The 17732-nt window shown below is 62.5% G+C and carries 15 protein-coding genes and 2 pseudogenes; 6 read left to right on the top strand and 11 right to left on the bottom strand.

Going from position 1 to position 17732, the window contains the following annotated elements:
• Positions 1–381: 381 nt before the first annotated feature.
• From ACFFAR_RS06525 to ACFFAR_RS06515, 3 genes are read right to left on the bottom strand one after another with little or no spacing between them, the layout of a single operon-like run.
• Positions 382–639 carry a hypothetical protein gene (locus tag ACFFAR_RS06525; protein ID WP_075359580.1) on the bottom strand — a complete coding sequence of 86 codons (258 nt, stop codon included), beginning with the start codon at positions 637–639 and terminating at the stop codon, positions 382–384.
• 43 nt (positions 640–682) lie between these two features.
• Positions 683–1057 carry a YqjD family protein gene (locus ACFFAR_RS06520; protein WP_373408610.1) on the bottom strand — a complete coding sequence of 125 codons (375 nt, stop codon included), beginning with the start codon at positions 1055–1057 and terminating at the stop codon, positions 683–685.
• Entirely contained in the window at positions 1054–1365 is a 312-nt protein-coding gene (locus ACFFAR_RS06515; protein ID WP_375507656.1) for a hypothetical protein, read from the bottom strand. Before ACFFAR_RS06515 ends, ACFFAR_RS06520 begins: the two co-directional genes overlap by 4 nt.
• 514 nt (positions 1366–1879) lie before the next feature.
• Here ACFFAR_RS06515 and ACFFAR_RS06510 point away from each other — a divergent pair.
• From ACFFAR_RS06510 to ACFFAR_RS06500, 3 genes are all read left to right on the top strand, one after another.
• On the top strand, positions 1880–2950 hold the full coding sequence (locus ACFFAR_RS06510; RefSeq protein ID WP_061998922.1) for a sigma-54-dependent Fis family transcriptional regulator: 1071 nt from the start codon (positions 1880–1882) through the stop codon (positions 2948–2950).
• A gap of 259 nt (positions 2951–3209) precedes the next feature.
• Positions 3210–3764: a hypothetical protein gene (locus tag ACFFAR_RS06505; protein ID WP_075359581.1), complete on the top strand. Its 555-nt coding sequence runs from the start codon at positions 3210–3212 to the stop codon at positions 3762–3764.
• Positions 3761–4276 carry a hypothetical protein gene (locus ACFFAR_RS06500; protein ID WP_174363516.1) on the top strand — a complete coding sequence of 172 codons (516 nt, stop codon included), beginning with the start codon at positions 3761–3763 and terminating at the stop codon, positions 4274–4276. Before ACFFAR_RS06505 ends, ACFFAR_RS06500 begins: the two co-directional genes overlap by 4 nt.
• Before the next feature lie 33 nt (positions 4277–4309).
• On the opposite strand, the gene ACFFAR_RS06495 is transcribed toward ACFFAR_RS06500, so the two are convergent.
• From ACFFAR_RS06495 to ACFFAR_RS06475, 5 genes and pseudogenes are all read right to left on the bottom strand, one after another.
• Positions 4310–7735 carry an autotransporter outer membrane beta-barrel domain-containing protein gene (locus tag ACFFAR_RS06495; RefSeq protein WP_375507655.1) on the bottom strand — a complete coding sequence of 1142 codons (3426 nt, stop codon included), beginning with the start codon at positions 7733–7735 and terminating at the stop codon, positions 4310–4312.
• 343 nt (positions 7736–8078) lie between these two features.
• On the bottom strand, positions 8079–8480 hold the full coding sequence (locus ACFFAR_RS06490; protein WP_368665748.1) for an AAA-associated domain-containing protein: 402 nt from the start codon (positions 8478–8480) through the stop codon (positions 8079–8081).
• 131 nt (positions 8481–8611) lie between these two features.
• Positions 8612–8737, bottom strand: a pseudogene (locus ACFFAR_RS06485) (hypothetical protein); the annotation flags it as partial.
• 145 nt (positions 8738–8882) lie between these two features.
• Positions 8883–9416, bottom strand: a pseudogene (locus ACFFAR_RS06480) (ABC transporter ATP-binding protein); the annotation flags it as partial.
• Between the two features lie 90 nt (positions 9417–9506).
• Positions 9507–11294, bottom strand: a complete 1788-nt coding sequence (locus tag ACFFAR_RS06475; RefSeq protein ID WP_375507654.1) for an ABC transporter permease — start codon at positions 11292–11294, stop codon at positions 9507–9509.
• 522 nt (positions 11295–11816) lie between these two features.
• On the opposite strand from ACFFAR_RS06475, the gene ACFFAR_RS06470 reads away from it, so the two are divergent.
• Both ACFFAR_RS06470 and ACFFAR_RS06465 read left to right on the top strand, forming a co-directional pair.
• Positions 11817–13493 (top strand): diguanylate cyclase, encoded by a 1677-nt coding sequence (locus ACFFAR_RS06470; RefSeq protein ID WP_174363833.1) that lies wholly within the window; start codon positions 11817–11819, stop codon positions 13491–13493.
• Between the two features lie 98 nt (positions 13494–13591).
• Complete coding sequence (locus ACFFAR_RS06465; protein WP_056352150.1) at positions 13592–13855, top strand: hypothetical protein; 264 nt, start codon at positions 13592–13594, stop codon at positions 13853–13855.
• A 57-nt stretch (positions 13856–13912) separates the two neighbouring features.
• Here ACFFAR_RS06465 and ACFFAR_RS06460 read toward each other — a convergent pair whose 3' ends face one another.
• Positions 13913–15259: an ATP-binding protein gene (locus ACFFAR_RS06460; RefSeq protein WP_174363834.1), complete on the bottom strand. Its 1347-nt coding sequence runs from the start codon at positions 15257–15259 to the stop codon at positions 13913–13915.
• The gene (locus ACFFAR_RS06455) at positions 15243–15965 is read right to left on the bottom strand and encodes a response regulator (protein ID WP_031362548.1); all 723 of its coding nucleotides are present in this window, start codon (positions 15963–15965) and stop codon (positions 15243–15245) included. Before ACFFAR_RS06455 ends, ACFFAR_RS06460 begins: the two co-directional genes overlap by 17 nt.
• Before the next feature lie 267 nt (positions 15966–16232).
• Here ACFFAR_RS06455 and ACFFAR_RS06450 point away from each other — a divergent pair, with 267 nt between their 5' ends.
• Positions 16233–16826 (top strand): periplasmic heavy metal sensor, encoded by a 594-nt coding sequence (locus ACFFAR_RS06450; RefSeq protein WP_061998915.1) that lies wholly within the window; start codon positions 16233–16235, stop codon positions 16824–16826.
• 103 nt (positions 16827–16929) lie between these two features.
• Here ACFFAR_RS06450 and ACFFAR_RS06445 read toward each other — a convergent pair whose 3' ends face one another.
• Complete coding sequence (locus tag ACFFAR_RS06445; protein ID WP_375507653.1) at positions 16930–17628, bottom strand: pirin family protein; 699 nt, start codon at positions 17626–17628, stop codon at positions 16930–16932.
• Positions 17629–17732 lie beyond the last annotated feature (104 nt).

Raw genomic sequence — 17732 nt, 5'->3', positions numbered from 1 at the left:
CGCGGGTACTGGGATCGTCATCGACAATCAATACGTGTGGCATGCGTCTCGAATTTATCCAAAGCGTTGAGGGTCACACGATGCTGAACGCATCGTGGAGATCTCCGGGGGCGCCGGCCACACATCGTCACACGTGGAAACGTATGAAGATGACGACTTCACCCGCCAGGCCGAATGCGCACCGATAGAACTCAAGCACGCCGAAAGATGAAAATCTTTCCGATTGATTAACTGGCATGTCACTGCACCCGCAATAATTGCCATACAGCGTGGTTATTGCAGTGAGTACATCGATTATAAGGCTTTATCAAGATGAAACGCACGCCGAGGCGTGCGTTTTGATGATGCTTCAAGTCTATCTCGGGACCCGCGCAGATTGACTTAGCTGTGCGGAAAGTGCCACGCGTCCGGCGTCCCGCCCAAGGCCCCGTTGCTGCCGTTGGCGGGCCGTGGCGCAACCGGCCGTGCGGCAGCCGTTGCAGTTGAAGGCGTGACCACCTTGCCGCCCTCGTCTTCCCAGCGCGTCAGGTCGCGCGGGGTGCGTTTTACGGTATCGCGTTTCGTTTGCGCCCATTTCCATGCGAGCACGCTGCCCACTGCGAACAACGCGCCAAACAAGCCGATCTTCGGTCGTGCCATTGTTTCTCTCCTTGTATTCAGATGATCGGGGACTGCATACGTTCTATCGCGAAACGATGACGCCCACCAGAAAGCCGATGCCCGCCGCAATGCCGAGCGCCTGCCAAGGGTTGTCACGCGTGTAGCGGACGGTGCCATCTAGGCTCGCGCGGTACTTGTCCTGCGCGCCCGCTTGCGCTGCTTCCAGCGCGTGGCGGGCGGTATCGACGTGGTCGCGCAGACGGGTGCGCAGGGCGTCCACGCCTTCAGCCGGCAACGATGCGCTCAGGCGCACCAGTTCCTCGGAATCGTTCAACAAGACCTTGATGTCCTCGATGATCTTCTGCTTGCCCAAAGAGATCTGGACTGTCGTTTGACTCATGTTTTGAAACCCCTTGCCATTGACTTGTGGTCGATCGGCCGCCAATGCGCCGATCATGATGTGGACGCGTCCCGGCGCGTACGCAACGTTCGCAGCATGCCGCCCAGGACGAGCGCGCTGCCGAGCGCGGCGAACACGAAACTCGTCACGCCCGCTGCGCGGGAAAGTGCCGGTGTGCCCGCGGCCCATGCCATCACCACGCACATGAGCGCGGTCACGAGCGCCACGGCGGCCCAGTGATATACGTTGATCGGCTCGGCCGCCAGGAGTTCCGGACGCTCCTCGGCGCGCTGCGGCGCACGTGCACGACGTGCGGGACGAGCGCGCTGTTGCACGTGGATGTCGAAATGCAGGGAATCTTCCATGGCTGTCTGTGCCGGGTCACGGCCGTTCGTTTGCAGATGCCACGTGCTACGCAGAAACCGTGCCATATCGACCGAAGCCGGTTTGTGATGAGTCATTGCGGGCCGGGTTGCATCGATTGCGCGCGTGTGAATACCCGGACGCACGTAACAATTACGTACAGCGCGTGTAAATGAGGCAAGGTATCGGTGAAGGTTTCCGGAGTTTGCGCGCAATATGGCGTACCGCGCGGCTAATCGTGTTGCGATTACTCAAGCAGAACAAAGCACGTTGCCGCTAAGTCGTTGCGGATGGTTAAATACGGATTACGAGATGAGTTGCACGCTTGCGGCTTTCATTGAAATGTCCAGGCCTGCTGCCATTAAACGATGCTTCGTCACCCTGAGCGATAGTGGGGCCGAAGCTGCCTCCCTGCCACCAACAGGGCGGGAATCAGCGCAACACTGTGCTGCCGCCTTGTCCTGGCGCCCGGCCAAACCCTGTCGCCCGAACAACATTTGCAGGACTTAAAGACTCATGGCGTCAACCGATCTGGACTCGCCGGCCGTCGCCTCCGGCGATACGCCATCGCAGAAGAAACGTAACGCGGGAGAGATTGCCGGGTTGAAGTCGTTTGGACTTCTGTACGGTTCATCGCCCGTGATGATGGAGCTTTACTCGCAGATAGAACGTGTGGCCGCAACTGATGCCACGGCGTTGATCATCGGTGAATCGGGAACCGGCAAGGAACTCATTGCTCGTACCATTCACGATCAAAGCGCCCGGCGCGATGCCCCGTTCGTTGCGGTCAATTGCGGCGCTATTCCCGATAATCTTATCGAGCCGGAACTCTTCGGGCACGAGAAAGGGAGTTTTACCGGCGCGGTCCAAGGACGCCTTGGTTATTTCGAACATGCGAATGGCGGAACGCTGTTCCTGGATGAAGTGACCGAGATGTCGCCGGTGCGGCAAGTGAAGCTGTTACGCGCACTTGAAACCGGAACGTTCTTTCGAGTCGGCGGTAATGAGCTGATTCACTCCGATGTCCGTGTGATCGCCGCGACCAATCGCGACCCGATCGTGGCGGTCAAGGAGAATGGCCTGCGCGAAGACTTGATGTATCGGCTGGCCGTGTTTCCATTGCGCGCGCCGCCGCTGCGTGAACGCGACAGCGACCGCGAATTTCTTGCGCAGCATTTTCTCGCCGAGATGAACGCGCAGGAAGGCACCAACAAGTCGTTCAGCAAACGCGCGATCGACATGCTGCGCACATACTCGTGGCCGGGCAACGTGCGCGAGTTGAAGAACACGGTGTATCGCGCGTTCATTCTTGCCGAGAAAACGGTGGAGATTGCGCATCCGCATCTGGCGTCGCGGGTGAAGAAACCTATAACGCAGGGCGATGCCATGAACGTCTGGGTAGGCACACCGCTCGCCGATGCGCAAAAGCAGATCATCCTCGGCACGCTCAAGCATTGCGGCGGCGACAAACGCCGGGCCGCCAAAGCCTTGGGCGTCAGTCTGAAGACCCTCTATAACCGCCTTGGTGCTTACGATGACGAAGGCGGCGAAGCGGAGCCGTCGGCGCCCGCCGGGAATGAAGGCTGACTGCAAGCCATGCTCGCTACGTCGATGGATCCTCCCGCGATCCATCGACTTCGCCCCAACTGTTACGCCAGTTTTTCATTTGAAGCGGCGCGTTCCCCTTATTTGCAATTTCTTGCAAATTTCTTTGCCCACCTCCTTGTTACGTCATTCAAAATGCCCGGGCGCTCCGTTTGCTAGGTCTTTTGCGCTCAAGGTTTGCGCGAGAGAAGCCGGTTGCCGTCATCGAAAGAATCAAGAAAGGCGAGGAAGGAACAGCATCATGCAGAAAACGATTTACCGGCGTCCGGCTCACGCCGCGGCAATGGCAACGCTCCTGATGGGAGCCATCGCGTGTTTCACCCTTTCGGGTTGCAACTCGCTGTATAGCGAAGGCGCTGTGGCAGGCGCGGGTATCGGTGGTGCGGCGATCGCCGGCGCCGTGACCAGCAATGCTGCCGTCGCGACGGGCATCGGCCTGGGCGCCGTTGCTGCCGCCAGAGCCGGTGTGCAATACAGCCAGCGGGTAATGCACACCTATACGCAGGACCGTATCGCAGGCGCGGCCGGACCGCTCGCAGTCGGGGCCATAGCGCAATGGGCTGCGGTGCATACCGTGCCCATCGAGCCGGATGAAAAAGGCCGCGTGACGGTCAGCCGTACCATCAGTACCGGCACGCTCGATTGCAAGGAAATCGTGTTCTCGGTGGACACCGACGCCGTGAAGGACAAGCCCGCCGACAGCGGCTTCTACGTAGCCTCCATCTGTCGCGACGGACAGACGTGGAAGTGGGCGTCGGCGGAACCTGCCACGCCGCGCTGGGGCGCGCTGCAATGAGGCCCGGTCTGAGCCTGATGCTCGCGGCCGGCGCTGCTGCGAGCTGCGTATTCATGAGCGGCTGTGGATCGATTGGCGCGGCAGCCGGCGCGGCCGCGGGTGTATCGACGGGCGTGGTCACGAGCAACCCGGCAATCGGTTTCGGCGTGGGCATCGTAGTGCAGGCCGCGACCGACGAAGCTATCGCGCGCCTCATGAAGCGCCTGCACAGCGACCAGCAGATCGCCATTGCGACGACGGCGGGCGACCTTCCCATAGGCGATGAAAAAACCTGGAGCGTCAAGCACACGCTGCCGGTGGAGAATGGCCACGGCAATGTCCGCGTACTGCGGGAGTTCACCAGCGCGCTTGCGACATGCCGCGAGTTCGCGTTCTCGGTGGCCGATGGCAACAAGGCCGACGCACATCAGGACTGGTTCGTCGCCCAGGCTTGCAAGGGCAATGACAATGGCGGCTCGTGGAAATGGGCATCGGCGGAACCGTCCGTCGCGCGCTGGGGCAATCTGCAGTAACTTGTCTGCGAGATTGGCCGTGCGCCGAGCCGTTCACCAACGCCAGCGTACGCCAGCATCGCCGCCTATTGTGGCGCGTGTGGCGCCGCCCACGTTCATTGCGTAATGGACGTTCGCAAACAGGCTGCCCCGCGCGCTGACGTCGATCGCGACGCCGGTTTGAAAATCGGCCAGCGTCGCCGATGACTGCGCCGGGATCGTTGTGGTTTCTCCGAAGACCACGTTGCTCGATGCATCGAAATAACGCCATAGATTGACGCGCGCATAAGGCTGCAACGCCACCCTGCCCGCTTGCCAGCGCCCCGATACGCGCAGTCCCAGACGGGCGGCGAACGAACTCGGGTTGCTGAAGCTGACGGTCGAGATGCCGTCATTTATATCGTTGATGGACACATGCTGCCAGATGACCTGCGCCTGCGGCTCGATGCTCAGTCCGGCCAGCAAAGCCAGCGGCAATCCTGCTTCCACTGATCCCGCGATCGACCGGCCATGCGTGGTCACGGCAAGGCCGTCGTTCGACGATGGTTTGATCGTCAGCGCGCTTCCAGTCACGATGGTGTCCGCATACCAGCCACCGGGGCCGATGTGCGTCCAGTACACGCCCGCGCTCGCCGAATCCACGGCGACGCTGCCCGCCTGAACCGACGGCATGCCAAGCGCGAAGCCGGTGACATCGCCCGAAGCGCGCGCCGCGCCCAGCAGCAAGCCATAGTGATTCCTATTTCCTGACGCAGTGGCATCTGCGTAGACGTCCTGACCGATCTGCGTGCCGCCCGTGAATCCGCTGAAATGCGCATCGACGCCTGTGTCGCTGCCAACGCGCGCGTGGTTTCCCCAGACACGGGCCCAGGTCGCGGGCAGCGTGCCGGATTCATCGAGTTGCGACTGGTCGCCGTGCCGGTCGTGGAAGGTGCCGATCTGATCGATGACAAGCTCGCGCGTAAGCGATGGCACCGCCGCGTAGAGCGGGACTTCGATGCGGTAAAGGGGAGTTGCTGTGGTAGGCGGTTGCGGCTCCGCCGGCGCGGTTGGCACGGATGGCACGATCGAAGGTGGCGGCGTAGGTTCGGTTGGCGCAGCGGGCTCGACAGGCGTTGTTGGCGTTGTTGGCTCAGAAGGTGCAACCGGTGGTACTGGCGTGACCGGTGTAACGGGCAGCACTGGCGTGACAGGCGGCACCGGCGGCACCGCCGGAATGCTGGAACGCAAGTACCAGTTATCCCCGGTGCCTGTCGTAACACCGCCCCGAAACAGATAGTACGTATAGGCGCCCGCCTTGACGGGACTCGCCAGAGAGAATGCCGTCGCCGCCGTCGTGGCGCCCTGAAGCGTTTGCACGACCATGATTCCATCGGCGATCGTCTGGGCGCCGGCGCCGCCCGCGTTTCTCACGCCAATCGATGTATCGCCCGTAGCGGTGCCTTGCGCTATGACCAGCTTTCCGCTCGGCGAAGCATCCGCGCCAAGGACCGTGTCCACGAGCAACTGGCCTGCTCGCCCTGTGTAGTCGCCACTCACCACGAGCGTATTGCGCGTGCCGCCCGTCAGATCGATGATCCCAGCGTTGTTCATCGTCACGCGTGCCCCTGCCACGGCAGCCATGATCGCCGACGTTCCTGCTCCGTTCCAGGCAAGCGTACTCGTCGAGTCGATATCGATCGTGCCGGTTCGCGTTCCGGCGTCGCCGAGTGTGAGGCCGTGGGCATCGAGCGTCAGGCGGCTCGCGTTCGTCACCGCCACGCTCTCCCAGTTCACGAAGCGGCTCAGCCCGGTGGCGTCGACGTGATCGAACGTGAGCGTGTCGCGGCCGGCGCCGGCATCGAAGATCGATGTGGACGCAAGTTGCGCGTCGCTCAGGTTCGACAAGGTGGCCGCCGCCTGTCCCGCGCCGAACGTGACCGCACCGCCGATCACCCCGCCGTCGAGCCATTTGAACGTATTCTGCCCGTCCCCAACGGCGAGACCCTGGACAATCGAACCGCCCGATACCGTCATGGCGTTCGTGCCATTGCCAAGCGTCACCGCGCCGCCGATCACCCCGCCGGACAGCGTCATGGACGTATCCCCGGAACCCGCGGTGAGGTTTGCATCGATCGAACCGCCCGACATTGCGAAGGTGTTCTGCACCGCCGTCAACCCGACGCTGCCGATACGCCCGCCAGTAATCGTCGCCACGCCGCCGTTCGTCAGGCCGCCCTTCACGCGCCCGCCACTCAGCGTGAAACGCGGTTGCGGGCCGCCCTGATCGATGTCATCGACCTGTCCCGCCTGCATCACGAACGTGTTGACGCCGGCGCCTTGCCGGATCAGACCGGTCACCGTGCCGCCGTTCATCTTGAAGGTGTTCGTGCCGGTATCGGTCCAGACCGCGACACCACCGCCGCCCGATATTGTCCCGGTGTTCGTGATCGTGATCGCATACGGCCCTGTCGATGAAACCGCCAGATTGCCGCCGCCCGAAATCACGCCGCTGTTCACGATGTCCGCATCGCCGCCGACAATCGATACACCCTCGTTGCCGCCCGAAATCGTTCCGGCATTCGTAAAGCTGCCGCCACTGTTGGCATCGATGGCGTTGCTCTGGTCGCTCGTTATCCGCGCCCCCGCTGCGTTCACGAGCGTGACCTTCTGCCCGAAAAAAGCGCCCAGCGCGTCGGCGCCGTGCGCGGCGATCGACCCAGTGTTGGTGACAAGACCGGGCGATGCATCCACGGAGACAATGCCGTGCGCGTTCACCCCGTATGTATCGATGGACCCGTGGTTTGTCAGCGTGTTGTTGCCCGGCGCGCCGCCATTGGCGTACAGGCCGTACGCGCGTGAACCGGTCGTCGTGATCGAGCCGGTGTTCACGAGCGCGTCGCCGGAGGTCTGGGCGAGCATGCCGTAGGAGTCGTCGCCCGATGTGGCAAGCGTGCCGTTGTTGGTCAGCTTCCCGCCTCCCGCCGCCGATACATCGAGCATTGCCGCCGAGTTCGCTCCGCTCGTGGTGATCGCGCCGCCCACGGCGTTGACCATCATGACTGAGGCCGAGCCGCTGTACATGCCCTCCGACTCGACGCCGGTTGTATGGATCGCGCCCGCATTGGTCAGCGTGTTATGTCCGAAGCCAGCCGGGCTGCCTTCGGAGGTGATGCCGTCGAAGGTATCGCCGCTGACCTGCAACGTACCCAGGTTCGTGACAGTGCTCGAATCCCGCACGAAGACCGCGTTGCTGCTGCTCACGCTGATGCCTGCACCCGGCTGGATGCGCACGGTGACTCCCGTGCTTCCGGCAGCCGCCGCGATACCCGTGAGGGATGGATTCGGCAGACTCGAATCGCACGTAGCAGATTCGCCGCTGACGGGCGCGAGGTTATCGCAACTGCCGAGCGCCGACGGCACGCGCAACAGACATGTCACGCCGATCGTCAATCCCGACAAACGCCTCGTGCGTGATAACGGCAAGCGCAGTCGACGCATCTTCGGAGGCTCCTTGTTTGCCGTCAGCGTTGGCGGATTCCCCAGCGTAGAGTACGTTTTGCGCTTCGGCAATCTTGTGAAAAGCGATTCGAAGCAGTCTTTCGAAAACGCTGGAAGCCACAATGGACAAGGGTTTGCGCCCGGCGCGAAACGATCGTTGCGGACGTTTTCATCAGAACGGGCAATCGGCGGATTCCGTGCGTGAGATCGAAGCGAACCGCGTTATCGGCTACCTTTTCAGGTACGTCCACATGCAAAAAACGCGGCATCTGTTTCCAGAAGCACCGCGTTTTTTTATCCCGCGCCAGATGGCACGTATCTCACTGAAGCACTACGCGCAGCATCAAGACTCCACGTCTTCCAGGCTGAAGATCTCCGTCTGGTCGTTATACGAAAAGATCTCGCCATAACGGCCCCAGTTGATGACGGCGTCGAGGGTTTCCTCGGCTGCTTTATCGGAGAGAAAATCTTCCAGTTCCTGCTCGAAGCGCACACGCGGCGCACGATGTCCCGGCCGCTCGTTCAGCACTTTCTTGATCCGGGCGGCGAGCGGCACGTGACGCAGCAAATGCTCCGCGAACATCATCTTGCGTTCCTGCGTACCGAATTCGGCAAACACGCGCGCCGGCGGCGTCAGGAAAATATCGCCTTCGCGGACATCGGCGAAACCGAGATGCTGCAACACTTCCGCGACCGGGAACAGATCGTCCACTTCCAGATGCAGCGTCCGCGCGATCTCCGGCATGTCGGCGCGGCCGTGGTACGGGTCGGCGGCCAGTGTCTCGATCAAACCCGCCATCAGGTTGGTCGACACCTGCGGCAACCAGCTACTGAGCTCGAGCCCCTTCTTCTTTTCCTCGCCGAGTTGACGCGCGGTCATCTTGGCGTAGATATCGTCGACCAAGCGCCGGAACGCCGGATCGAGACGGTTGCGCGGATGCTTGAACGGCACGCGAATCTCGGCCATGACACGACCCGGATTCGATGCCAGCACCAGAATCCGGTCGCACATGAACACCGCTTCCTCGATGTTGTGCGTGACGATCAGCACCGACTTGATCGGCATCTTGCCTTGCGTCCACAGATCGAGCAGGTCGGTACGCAAGTTCTCGGCGGTCAGCACGTCGAGCGCGGAAAACGGTTCGTCCATCAGGAGCAGCGTCGGGTCGACGACCAGCGCACGCGCAAAACCCACCCGCTGTCGCATCCCGCCTGACAGCTCACGCGGATACGCGTTTTCAAAGCCGTCGAGACCGATCAGGTCGATTGCCGCCAGCGCGCGCTCGCGCCGTTCTTTGGATGGAACGCCCTGCGCTTCCAGCCCCGCCTCGACGTTCTGCAGCACGGTGAGCCACGGAAACAATGCAAAGGTCTGAAACACCATCGCCACGCCTTTTGCCGGGCCGTTGAGCGGCTCGTTCAGGTACGTGACCTGGCCGCCCGTCGGTTCGATCAAACCCGCGATGATCCGCAGGAGCGTCGATTTTCCCGACCCCGATCGGCCGAGAAGACCCACGATCTCGCCTTCGTGCAGCTTCAGGTTGACGTCTTCGAGCACGAGCAACTCGCCCTGCGTCTTGTTGAAACCGCGACTGACCTGATCGACGTGCAGGATTTCCCGGCCGAGGCGCGGGGGCGTGGATGGCGGCGTTTGACTGGAAGGATTCGTCTGCGTTGGCATGGGCGCTCGCGTGTTGCTGATTACAAAATGGTGTGGCCGCTGGCGACCTGACATTATGGATTTCGAAGGGCTTTGTTCCGGCGGCGGCGTTCAGTCGAGCCGCAAGCGCGCTTCGGCGAACGCGAACAACGGGCGCCACAACAACCGGTTGAAGAGCGTGACGAACAGCGACATCACCGCAATCCCGAGAATGATCTTCGGATAATCGCCGTTGACCGTGCTTTCCGCGATGTACGCGCCCAGTCCGTGCGCCACGATCTTCGTATTGCCCCACGATACCGCTTCGGCCACGATGCTCGCATTCCAAGCCCCGCCTGACGCCGTAATCGCGCCGGTCACGTAATACGGGAAGATGCCCGGCAAGATGGCCTGGCGCCACCATTGCCAGCCCTTGATCTGGAAGTTGGCGGCGGCCTCGCGATAATCGTTTGGATACGACGTAGCGCCAGCGATCACGTTGAAAAGGATATACCACTGCGTGCCGAGCACGATCAACGGCGAAAGCCAGATATCCGGATTCAGGTTGAACTTCACGATCACCACGACAAACACCGGGAACAGCAGGTTCGCCGGAAACGCCGCAAGGAATTGCGCAATCGGCTGGATCTTGCTCGCAAGCGCAGGCCGCAATCCGATCAGCACGCCGACAGGCACCCAGATCACCGACGCAATCGCGATCAGCACCATGACGCGGAAAAGCGTGATCAGCCCGAGCCAGAAGACATGCCCCACTTCGCGCCACGACACGCCGGACGAAACGAAGACGCTTACTTTCCAGACCACGAACGCGGTCAGCGCCACGACAATCGTCGCCCAGACAATATCGCCAATGCGGGAAGTATTGCGCGCTCTCCCGGGCGTCGCTGTAAACACGGACGCGGCGCTCGCCAGCAGCGGCAGCTTCACGCCCTGCAGCGAAGGCAGCTTCAGCGGCACGCGCGCAAGCTTGCCGATGAGCCAGCCGGCCGGCACCAGCAACTGGTGAATCAGCCGCGTGCGCCGGATCAGGTCGAGCAGCCACGATTCAGGCACATTGCCCGAGCTCGTGTTTTCCATGCGGAACTTGTCGGCCCATGCGACCAGCGGACGGAACATGAGCTGATCGTAGGCAAGGATCACGACGGTCATGGCGAGGATCACCCAGCCGATCGCGCCGAGATTGCGCTCGCCGATCGCCGTCGCCAGATACGCGCCGATACCCGGCAGCACGATGGTCCGGTTACCTACCACGATCGCCTCGGAGGCGACTACGAAGAACCAGCCGCCGGACATCGACATCATCATGTTCCAGATGAGGCCCGGCATGGAGAACGGCACTTCGAGCTTCCAGAAGCGCTGCCAGTTGGTCAGGTGAAAACCGCGCGAGACTTCGTCCAGGTCACGCGGCACCGTGCGCAGCGACTGGTAGAAGCTGAAGGTCATGTTCCAGGCCTGGCTCGTGAAGATGGCGAAGATCGCGGCGAGTTCGGCGCCGAACACCCGTCCGGGAAACAACGCGAGGAAAAACGTGACCGTAAACGAGATATAGCCGAGCACCGGCACCGACTGCAGGATGTCGAGAATCGGCACGAGCACGATGGACGCGCGCCGGCTCTTGGCCGCGAGCGTGCCATAAACGAGCGTGAAGATGAGCGATGCGACCATTGCGGCAAGCATGCGCAGCGTGGTGCGTAACGCGTACTCGGGCAGATTCGACGGATCCAGCGAAATAGCCTGCGTCTGCAGCGTCGAGATGGGTGCGAGCGTCTCGTGAAAGCCCACCGCGGTCAGCGCGAGGATGCAGATGATCAGCGGGAACGCGACGAAGTCCCAGCGATTCGGTAATAGACGCCACGCCGAAGCATTCGCCGTGCGAGTCAGATTGAAGCCAAAATCCATTACACGCCCTCTCCGTTGAGGCTTGTTGCGGCCGGTGCGCCCGATTCAGGGCATCGTCCGGCGTCTGTATTTCCACGTCTGTATCTTGCCGGTCAGCGCCATGCCTGTTTTCAGGACGGCACGACACTACACCAAACTTTGTTTCAGGCACAACCGCAGCCTGCTGGTTTACGTTTCGTTATCTGGCGGGCGTTCCGGTGCATCGTCAAACCGCGCTGCATCGCTCAAGAAAAGCCCGTTCCCGCCGATAAGAAACTTGATGGACGAAAGAAAACGTCGTCCAATCGGAACATCCGGGGCAAACCAAAGCCGGCTTGAGGGGACTCCGGACGAGGTCGCGGTTCCTGCGCAGACAAAACATGTTCTTGCAACAGGCGCCACTGTCGGCGCTCAGCAACAGCACTTGGGGCAAGTACCATCGGCGCGCGCGGCCGCGCCCGGTAAGATGCTCATGTGCCGGCACAAAACTCATAACATTGCTCGTCGCGCGGGGCCGCGGGACAGTCAGACAGGCCAGATCAGATGAACAAGACAACCTTCCACCTTGCGATAGCGACGCTTTGCTGCGCGTTGCTTGCATGCGTGTGCTGGGTTGCAGCCGGACTGGTGTCGGACCGAATGGTACAGCAAGAACTGGCCACATCGATGCGGGTGGAACGTCAAATGGCGGCGTCCATCGTCGATAACACCGCGCAGATCATCGCGAGCGACCTCGCCATGTCCCGCGCCATTCCCGCCACGATCGCCGAGATGGACATGATCCAGCTCGCGCTGGTCCAGCAGCACGGTCTTTCCGCCAGCGCCGCGCCGACGGCGGCCGACCGGCGCGCCAAGTGGCTCGCCGCGCCCGCGCTGGAAAAAGTCGATAACTTCCTGCGCAACGCGCGGGGCTTCACGGGCCTCGACTACATCTGGGTCGTCGATACCGAGGGCTTTTGCGTGGCATCGAGCAACGCCATCGATTCGAACAGCTTTGTCGGCGTCGACATGCGGGCGCGCGGGTATATCCAGAAGGCGCTGCTCGGCGCGTTCAACGAGACCTATGGCGTCGGCCGGACGAACGGCGATCCGGGGATTTTCATCGCCACGCCGATCTACCGGGACGGCTTTCTGGTGGGCGCGGTGATCGCGAAAGTGAGCATCGACCGCTTGCGGCACTGGGTGGCACGCGCCGGGACGTTCGTGACCGACAGCAACGGCGTGGTCGTGATGGCCAATGAAAGCCAGCTCGAAAACCGCGTGCTGCCGGATTCGCCCGTGCTGAAGATGTCGCGCACGGAGCGGCTCGATGCCTACCGGCGCGTAGATTTCCAGACCTTGCGAATCACCAATATAGGCGAGCGCGTGCGGGCGGACGCGCCCTGGCTGTCGCCGACGCTTTCGAGCGGCTTGTTCAGCACCAGCAACGGCACGGCGCCCGCGATTTATGACGAACGCACCGGCCTCAATTCCGGGCTCGCGGCGCATATTGTGCATCCGCTGCCGAACTGGTCCGAGATCTTGCGCAACCAGCGGCGCGACCAGTTGCTCGTGTTCCTGACGGCGCTCGGCGTGGTCGGCCTGGCCGTGGTGATTACGGTGTCGTATCTGCGCGAGCGCCGCCTGCATCGGGCGACGCGGCATCTCGCGAACCAGTTGCAGTCGGCCAATACGCTGCTTTCGGCCGAAGCGCGGCATGATGCGCTGACCGGCGCTTTGTCGCGGCGATATTTCCTCGATACCCTGCGCCGCGAAGTAGAGCTCGCATCTTCCTCGGGCACGCCGCTGTCCGTCGCCATTGCCGACCTGGACTACTTCAAGCAGGTCAACGACCGCTTCGGCCACGCGACCGGGGACCGCGCGCTCGAGCATTTCGTGCGGATGTGCGAGGAACAGTTGCGCGCGAGCGATGGCGTTGGCCGGCTTGGTGGCGAGGAGTTCGGCCTGCTGCTGCCGCAAACGTCTCTCGCCGATGCCCACGCGGTGCTCGAACGCCTGCGCAAGCGCTTCAACCAGGAGCATTGCGCGCATTTGCCCGATGACACCGCGTTGAGTGTAAGCATCGGCATCACCGCCCTGTGCGACGGCGACACCGCCGAAAATCTGCTCAAGCGCGCCGACCTTGCGCTCTACGCGGCCAAATCGGGCGGCCGCGACCGCAGCGAAGTGCATCCCGCCGACACCATCCCGCCCATGCCGCGTCATCCCGAGACAGCCTGAACGCACGGACCGGCCAAAAGGTCTAGTGGGGCAAGCGGCGTGACAGCAGGTATTATCGACATTCGAAGTCGAATATCTGCCGTTTTCAGGAGGGGTGAATGAAGGGAAATCTGGTCATTGTCTGCCGCGATCAGGACGCTGAAGCATTCGATCACTTGCTGGCCGAGTATGGCGCGTTCCAGACGCGGCTCTCGTCCACCACCTGGTACTTGAGGCTCGATGTCGCGCCTGAAGTCATTCAGGAGGAGATCCTCGGACGGCTGGGGAAATACACCACGCATTATATTTTCGAGGCCGCCACGGTGACCTACAACACCGTCGACAGCGAAGCGGCTTCCGCCCTCAATACGCTGTTCGACTGAGCGTTTCGGGCGAGGGCGCCTTGGCGCGCCCTGCCTCGCGGGCGAATCAGGCGAGCATCAGGCGTGTTTCAGCACGCCGTCGATATGCAGTTGATCCGCCGCTTTTGCGACGACATCGAACGGGAAAGTCATTGCGATCTCCAGTCCGCCTTCTTCCCGGTTGCGGATGTCGCACTCTCCGCCTGCCCGCCGCACCAGCCGATCCACAATGGCGAGCCCCAACCCGCTATGGCCGCTGCCGCCGCGCGCCGGATCAAGCCGCACAAACGGCCGGCTGGCCTTCACGAGATCCTGCGCGGCGATGCCGCCACCACTGTCGCTGACACGCAAAACCCAGCCGTTCGACCCACGCAGGGTTTCGATCACGATAGGCGGCGCGCCATAGGCGTGAGCGTTATCGAGAAGATTCGACAGCAAGCGGTCGAGCGTCGCCGCTGGCAAGGCGAAGCCACGTCCGGCCGTGAGCCGCGTCCGGATTGACTGCGCGCCCGGCGCGACCGCCCTGTAGCTGCGCGCGATCCGCTCGCATTGCTGATCGACTTCCACCGGTTCGCTGCGATCCGTGCCGTCGTGCGCAAACACCAGGAATTGATCGACGATATGCGCCATGGAGTCCACGTCTCGCACTACGCCATCACGCAGCTTCGCCTCTTCCATCATTTCGGCACGCAACCGTAACCGCGCAAGCGGCGTCTTGAGATCGTGCGCCACGCCCGCGAGCATGACCGCGCGGTCGCTTTCCGCCTGCGCGACTTCGCGCACCATCTGGTTGAAACCGTGCGTCAGTTGCCGCAATTCCCGCGGGCCGCGCTCCGGGACGGGCGGCGTGGGCTCGCCGCGGCCGAACCGCCCCACGGCTTGCGCCAGCGAACGCAACGGCGTCTGGAGCTGCCACGCGGCAAGGAGCGCCGCCATGACGGCGGTCGAAAAGATGATGGCAAGCCACAGCAGCATGCGGTCGCGCGAACGCGGCGGACGCAGCGGCTGGACCGGCACGACGATCCAGTTCGCGTCGCGTGCACCGCGCACCCACAGGCTCGGGGGACCACCGGGCTCGCCGACGCGGACGTCGGTGCCATCGGGCAGGCGGTCCCGCAAGTCTTCGATAAACCGCGCAAACGGCGGCGGTACGCGATCGGTATCGGCGTCGGCAATGGGACGCGGGACTTCGGGACTGGTCGGGGCGACCACGTGCACGCTGGAGGGCAACGGCTGATCCGGCGAATTCGCGATGTGCTGGCGCACGGCGTCGACCAGGAACGTGGCCTCTTCTACTGCGTAGCGGGTTTGGGTCTGGTCGCGCTCGACCCGGATGACGGCGAACCAGGCGACGTGCGACAACACCAGCACGCCGATGACCAGCACCACCAGCCGGCCAAACAGCGAATCAATGGGCCGACGCATTTTGCTCGCCGTCGGGCACGAACACGTAACCGCGCCCGCGCACCGTCTGGATGAAGCGCGGCGTGGACGGATCGGTTTCCAGAATCCGGCGCAGACGCCACACCTGGACGTCGATACCCCGGTCGGTGCCGTCGTACTCCGGACCGTGCAGCAGTTCGAGCAGGCGCTCACGCGTCAGCGTACGCATGGGGTGATTGACGAAAATCTTCAGCAGAGCGAATTCGCTGCCCGACAACGTGAGCGGCGTCTCGTCCTGATGCAGCGTGCGCGACTGGAAGTCGAGCCGGAAACGCCCGAACGAAAACGGTTCCCGCTGCTCGGGCGCCGCTGAAGGAATGGTTCGGCGGCGACGCAGGACAGCCTGCACGCGCGCGAGCAATTCCCGCGGATTGAACGGCTTGCCGAGATAATCGTCGGCGCCGAGCTCGAGTCCGACAATGCGGTCCACGTCGTCAGCACGGGCGGTCAGCATGATCACGGGAATGTCGTCGCCCGACGCGCGGAGCTTGCGCAACGCGGTCAGTCCATCCACACCCGGCATCATGAGGTCGAGCACGATCAGATCGGGGCGCTCGCGTTCGAGTCGCCGTTCGAGCGTGCCTGCGTCATGCAGCACCGATACCTCGATGCCCTGCCGGACCAGATAGTCGCGCAAGAGATCGCGCAGTTCGGAGTCGTCGTCGACGACAAGTATTTGAGTAGCCATGCGACGCAGTTTAACGCCAGTCCGGGCCGGCCGATGCCGCAAACCCTCCGTAAACAGTTACCGGGTGTTACCGCGAAAGCGACGCGTAAACCGGCGTAATAACGCAGCGGCGGCTCGTAACACGCGCATCGCGCCGAGTCTCTACGCTGTGTCTTACCGAAGGCGCGACGACTGAGACGACGCTGCCAGACTCGGATCAGCCCCGGTTGATCCCGGCATCTGCCCGGATCAATCCATGGGGCTCCGCAAATCAAAAAGGAGTACGCCATGTTGAAGCAGTCCCGATTCCTCGCCATCACCGCCGCGGCGCTCGCGCTGTCCATAGGTACAGCCAACGTCGCCAGCGCGGCCACGCCGGATGCGCCGCCCCCGGGCGGCCCGGGCATGATGATGACCGAAGGCGGTCCCGGTGGCCCCGGCGGTCATCGCGGGCACGGAATGGAAATGCGCATGAAGAAGGAACTGGACAAGCTGCACGGCCAGTTGAATCTCAACGCGGACCAGGAAAAACTGTGGCAATCCGCGTTGCAAACCATGAAACAAAACCATGAGGCGATGCGCGCAAGCCATCAGCAGATGCGCTCGCAAATGGAATCCATGAAGAACCAGCCCATCCTGGATCTGAACGCAATGTACGCGGCGCATCAGAAGATCGAAGCGCAGAACGCCCAGTTGCGCGACCAGACCAGCGCCGCATGGCTGAACTTCTACAACGCGTTGAATGACCAGCAAAAGACCACGGTCAGCTCGGCATTGAAAGCGCGTTTCGCCAAGATGCATGAGCGCCAGGAAAAGATGCATCAGCGCTGGGAGCAGCGCCGTGGCGCGCCGGGCGCGGGGGCATCGGCGGTACAGCCTTGATGCTTTGATGCATTCGTCTTTCAAGATCGCCGCGCAGTAAAAAGGCCGTGGACTTTTGGGTCCACGGCCTTTCTTCATCTACAAGCCAGGGCGTTGAACCGGCTCAGGCGAGATCGAACAAGATGACTTCAGCGCCGGTTCCCCGGTCGAGCGTCACCTTCGATACATCCTCGATCTTGGCGGCGTCGCCGGCTAAAAGCGCTTCGCCATTCACCGATATCGCTCCCCTCGCCACGTGCACATACACACGACGGCCGGCGGGCACCTCGAATTCGGCGCGCTCGTCGCCATCGAAGAGACCGGCGTAAAGCTCGGCGTTTGCGCCCAGTTTCACCGCGCCGTCCCGTCCTTGCGGCGATGCGATCACCCGCAGGCGGCCACGCTTTTCGGCATCGTCGAAATGCTTTTCTTCGTAGCCCGGCGCATCGCCCGCTGCGTCCGGAATGATCCAGATCTGCAGGAAATGCGCAGGCTCGGTCGCCGAGCCGTTGAATTCGCTATGCCGTACGCCCGTGCCGGCGCTCATGCGCTGGACATCGCCGGGACGAATGGTCGAACCGTTGCCCATGCTGTCCTTGTGCGCAAGACCGCCTTCGAGAACATAGCTGATGATCTCCATGTCCCGGTGCCCATGCGTGCCGAACCCCTGCCCCGCCGCGACGCGGTCTTCGTTGATTACCCGCAGCGCGCCGAAATGCACGTGCTCCGGATCGTCGTAGCCTGCAAAAGAGAAGCTGTGATACGAGTCGAGCCACCCGTGGTTGGCGTGGCCGCGTTCATTGGCGCGTCGGATTTCAAACATTTCGAACTCCCTGTGATGTTGCGATGGAGAGAATGTAAGGGCGCACACGCTCCGCAACAACTGTCTGCGCAGGCACCACACCGTCCTGAAAATGCATGTAATCG

It is taken from the genome of uncultured Caballeronia sp., assembly GCF_964243625.1.
Lineage (GTDB): Bacteria > Pseudomonadota > Gammaproteobacteria > Burkholderiales > Burkholderiaceae > Caballeronia.
The sequence above is the reverse complement of the archived record's forward strand: the minus strand, read 5'-3'. Positions and strand labels throughout refer to the sequence as shown.

What these genes read in the sequence shown, in the direction of transcription:
- ACFFAR_RS06505 (WP_075359581.1), top strand. Translation starts at nt 3,210, where the DNA reads ATGCAGAAAACGATTTACCGGCGTCCGGCTCACGCCGCGGCAATGGCA.
- ACFFAR_RS06460 (WP_174363834.1), bottom strand. Translation starts at nt 15,259, where the DNA reads ATGCGTCGGCCCATTGATTCGCTGTTTGGCCGGCTGGTGGTGCTGGTC.
- ACFFAR_RS06445 (WP_375507653.1), bottom strand. Translation starts at nt 17,628, where the DNA reads ATGTTTGAAATCCGACGCGCCAATGAACGCGGCCACGCCAACCACGGG.
- ACFFAR_RS06465 (WP_056352150.1), top strand. Translation starts at nt 13,592, where the DNA reads ATGAAGGGAAATCTGGTCATTGTCTGCCGCGATCAGGACGCTGAAGCA.
- ACFFAR_RS06490 (WP_368665748.1), bottom strand. Translation starts at nt 8,480, where the DNA reads ATGCCGGAGATCGCGCGGACGCTGCATCTGGAAGTGGACGATCTGTTC.
- ACFFAR_RS06475 (WP_375507654.1), bottom strand. Translation starts at nt 11,294, where the DNA reads ATGGATTTTGGCTTCAATCTGACTCGCACGGCGAATGCTTCGGCGTGG.
- ACFFAR_RS06470 (WP_174363833.1), top strand. Translation starts at nt 11,817, where the DNA reads ATGAACAAGACAACCTTCCACCTTGCGATAGCGACGCTTTGCTGCGCG.
- ACFFAR_RS06455 (WP_031362548.1), bottom strand. Translation starts at nt 15,965, where the DNA reads ATGGCTACTCAAATACTTGTCGTCGACGACGACTCCGAACTGCGCGAT.
- ACFFAR_RS06495 (WP_375507655.1), bottom strand. Translation starts at nt 7,735, where the DNA reads ATGCGTCGACTGCGCTTGCCGTTATCACGCACGAGGCGTTTGTCGGGA.
- ACFFAR_RS06450 (WP_061998915.1), top strand. Translation starts at nt 16,233, where the DNA reads ATGTTGAAGCAGTCCCGATTCCTCGCCATCACCGCCGCGGCGCTCGCG.
- ACFFAR_RS06525 (WP_075359580.1), bottom strand. Translation starts at nt 639, where the DNA reads ATGGCACGACCGAAGATCGGCTTGTTTGGCGCGTTGTTCGCAGTGGGC.
- ACFFAR_RS06520 (WP_373408610.1), bottom strand. Translation starts at nt 1,057, where the DNA reads ATGATCGGCGCATTGGCGGCCGATCGACCACAAGTCAATGGCAAGGGG.
- ACFFAR_RS06500 (WP_174363516.1), top strand. Translation starts at nt 3,761, where the DNA reads ATGAGGCCCGGTCTGAGCCTGATGCTCGCGGCCGGCGCTGCTGCGAGC.
- ACFFAR_RS06510 (WP_061998922.1), top strand. Translation starts at nt 1,880, where the DNA reads ATGGCGTCAACCGATCTGGACTCGCCGGCCGTCGCCTCCGGCGATACG.
- ACFFAR_RS06515 (WP_375507656.1), bottom strand. Translation starts at nt 1,365, where the DNA reads ATGGAAGATTCCCTGCATTTCGACATCCACGTGCAACAGCGCGCTCGT.